The organism is Mycobacterium sp. TH-M106 (genome assembly GCF_057473765.1).
This window is the reverse complement of the sequence record NZ_JBYCLE010000113.1, coordinates 1-2658: the sequence shown is the minus strand read 5'-3', so window position 1 is coordinate 2658 and position 2658 is coordinate 1. Positions and strand designations below refer to the sequence as shown.

At 65.7% G+C, this 2658-nt stretch carries 3 protein-coding genes; 1 reads left to right on the top strand and 2 read right to left on the bottom strand.

The genetic code is table 11. The annotated features are described in order from the left end of the window. Nucleotides 1-700: malate dehydrogenase (locus AC2VOP_RS04030; protein WP_486959775.1), on the bottom strand; the 700-nt coding region annotated here is incomplete at its 3' end. A 149-nt stretch (nucleotides 701-849) separates the two neighbouring features. Here AC2VOP_RS04030 and corA point away from each other — a divergent pair. Then, nucleotides 850-1953, top strand: coding sequence for a magnesium/cobalt transporter CorA (gene corA / locus AC2VOP_RS04025; RefSeq protein WP_486959776.1), 1104 nt, complete (start codon nucleotides 850-852; stop codon nucleotides 1951-1953). A 31-nt stretch (nucleotides 1954-1984) separates the two neighbouring features. On the opposite strand, the gene AC2VOP_RS04020 is transcribed toward corA, so the two are convergent. Continuing rightward, the coding region (locus AC2VOP_RS04020; protein WP_486959774.1) for an ABC transporter ATP-binding protein at nucleotides 1985-2658 on the bottom strand (674 nt) is incomplete at its 5' end.

The window sequence follows — 2658 nt, the reverse complement described above, 5'->3', positions numbered from 1 at the left end:
CGTCGATGATCGCCGCGCCGCGCTTGGCGACGGTCGGGATGAAGTCGTTCTCGATCCAGGCCTGGTCGCCGACCACCTCGGCGGCGTTGCGGCCGCCCACCTCGGCGTGGAACACGTCTGGGTACTGGCTGGCCGAGTGGTTGCCCCAGATCGTCATCTTCTTGACGTCGGTGACCGCGACGCCGGTCTTCTTGGCCAGCTGGGTAACCGCCCGGTTGTGGTCCAGGCGGGAGAGCGCGGAGAAGCGCTCGCGGGGGATGTCAGGCGCGTTGGTCATCGCAATCAGCGCATTGGTATTGGCCGGGTTACCGGTCACGCCCACCCGAATGTCGGCGGCGGCCACTTCGTTGAGCGCCTTGCCCTGCGTACTGAAGATGGCGCCGTTGACCTCCAGCAGATCGCTGCGCTCCATGCCCGGCCCGCGGGGACGGGAACCGACCAGCAGGGCCAGGTTGGCGCCGTCGAAGATCTTGGTCGGGTCCGCGCCGATCTCGATCCCCGCCAGCAACGGGAACGCGCAGTCGTCGAGCTCCATGACCACACCCTCAAGTGCCTTCAGGGCAGGCTCGATCTCGAGCAGCCGCAATTCCACCGGCCGGTCGGCACCCAACAGCGCGCCGCTGGCCAGGCGGAACAGCAGGCTGTACCCGATCTGGCCGGCGGCGCCGGTCACGGCCACCTTGAATGGCGTTGGGCTCACGGGACTCACGTCGGTTCCTCCTAGGCGAGTTGCTTCGGAGTCGAAACTAGCGCACTCCCCCCGAGCCGGATTCTCCGGTCCGCACCGGGCCAGCCGGAACGCGTAGCATTGACCGGCACGTAAACAGACCTGCGCGGCGACGGGAGGCGATCATGCCAGCGTTTCGCCCGTTGCCATTCTCGCCACCCGCAGCGTCGGGCACTCCTGCCAACCCGCAGACGCGGCCCAACCAGGTACCGGTGGTGCAGGCCGTGGTCGACTGTGGCGTCTATGTGGACGGGGTGCGATTACCCGGGGTCTTCACCCACGCAGATGCGGTGGCGACGGTGCGCGAAATCGAGGCTACCGGGCAGAGCGCGTTCGTCTGGATCGGGCTGCACGAGCCGAACGAGCACCAGATGCAGGATGTGGCCGACGTTTTCGTGCTGGACGAACTGGCAGTCGAAGATGCTGTACACGCTCATCAGCGACCCAAGCTGGAACGCTACGACGAAACGCTGTTCCTGGTACTCAAAACGGTCAACTACGTGCCACACGAGTCGGTGGTGCTAGCCCGCCAGATCGTCGAGACCGGCGAAATCATGGTTTTCGTCGGCAAAAACTTCGTCATCACCGTCCGCCACGGTGAGCACAGCGGACTGGCCGACGTGCGCAGGCGGATGGATGCCGATCCCGAGCACATGCGGCTGGGTCCGTATGCGGTGATGTACGCCATCGCCGACTACGTGGTGGACCGCTACGTCGAGGTGACCAATCGAATGGAGACCGACATCGACATCATCGAGGAGATGGCGTTCGCCCCCGGCACTCGGACGGACGTCGAGCCGATTTATCAGACCAAACGTGAAGTCGTCGAGTTGCGGCGGGCGGTGGCCCCGCTGTCGGTTCCATTTCAGCGGATGCAGACTGAGCACAAAGACCTGATCTCCAAGGAGGTACGGCGCTACCTCCGTGACGTCGCCGACCACCACGACCGGGTGGCGGACCAGATCGCCAGTTACGACGAGATGCTCAGTTCACTGGTGCAGGCAGCGCTGGCCCGGGTGGGTATGCAGCAGAACACCGACATGCGCAAGATGTCGGCCTGGGCCGGGATCATCGCGGTGCCCACCATGATCGCCGGCATCTACGGGATGAACTTCAACCACATGCCAGCGCTGCACTGGACGTTCGGTTACCCAGTGGTGTTGGCCGTCATGGCGAGTATCTGCATCGTCTTGCACCGGGCGTTCCGCCGCAACGGCTGGCTCTGAGCGCGCTCGCTGCGCGAGCATGCGTCGTCAGTCACCGGTCCCCGGCCAGCGGGACGGTCAGGTTGACACCGGAATCGGCGTCGAACACAACGAGTTTGGTGGTGTCCACGGCTAATTCGATGGGTTGGCCACCGGCTGCCTTCGACACCGCGGGAACCCTGGCCACCAGATCAGAACCGGCGCCGTCCGGTTCGGCAAGCGTGAAGTACACATACTTGTCGGCGCCCAGCGACTCGACCAGGTCCACGTTCGCCCGGACCGTGAGCGCTGTGGCGTGCTGACGGTCGTCCAGCAGCGCGGCATCGCCGACGTGCTCCGGGCGTACGCCGACGACGACGTTCTCCGGCCTCGGATGCCGCAAGATCGAGTCGCGGATCGCCGCGGGCAGCGTCACCTCGCCGAACGGCATGCGCAACCCGGTCGGGGTCAAGGTGGCCGGGAAGAAGTTCATCGCCGGCGAGCCGATGAAGCCGGCGACGAACAGGTTGGCCGGCCGTTCGTACAGTTCGTCGGGGGTGCCGACCTGCTGCGCTACCCCGCCGTGCATCACCACCACCCGGTCGCCGAGGGTCATCGCCTCGGTCTGGTCGTGGGTCACGTAGACAGTGGTGGTGCCCAGCCGGCGCTGCAGCCGGGCGATCTCGCCGCGCATCTGCACCCGCAACTTCGCATCCAGGTTGGACAGCGGCTCATCCATCAGAAATG